1 pseudogene is annotated in these 515 nt (G+C 42.9%); it reads left to right on the forward strand.

The features are described from left to right. Nucleotides 1-515, forward strand: a pseudogene (locus tag ACFILW_RS11180) (YrzE family protein); the annotation flags it as partial.

Raw genomic sequence — 515 nt, forward strand, 5'->3', positions numbered from 1 at the left:
CAAATGGATTTCACCTCTTCAACCCCATTTGAAGGCTCTTTCCTCTCCTTTGGCGTGGGTTCTGTTATCGTTACACTAATTAGCCTAGCTTTGGGAGGCTTTGTCGCTGGACGTTTTGCTGAAACCTCAGGGATTCTTCATGGCTTTCTCACTTGGGCTCTCATAACATTGCTGATGACCATCCAAGCCATCCACGTGGTTTCTAGTACAGCAAAGATAGGAGCTAAAACGGCTCTAGAAAACAGCTCCATGATCCAACAAACCGTTGACAGCCTCAAAAACAATATTTCCCCCATACTTGCAAACTTAAACAGCGAAAGTCTTGAAAAGTTTTTTGCAAAAAACAGTGACAATGGCATCAATTTTGACCAACTTTCGAGTGAATTGCGCACCCTTCTCAATAAAAGCGACATTCCTGCTCTCAACCCTGAGCGCTTGAAACAAACCTATCAAGCTGCACTCAATGATATTGGTTCTGCGATAACAGCTTTCAAAAATGATCCTTCTTACTATCG

Source organism: Bartonella sp. TT110JLCBS (genome assembly GCF_042193405.1).
Classification (GTDB): Bacteria; Pseudomonadota; Alphaproteobacteria; order Rhizobiales; family Rhizobiaceae; genus Bartonella.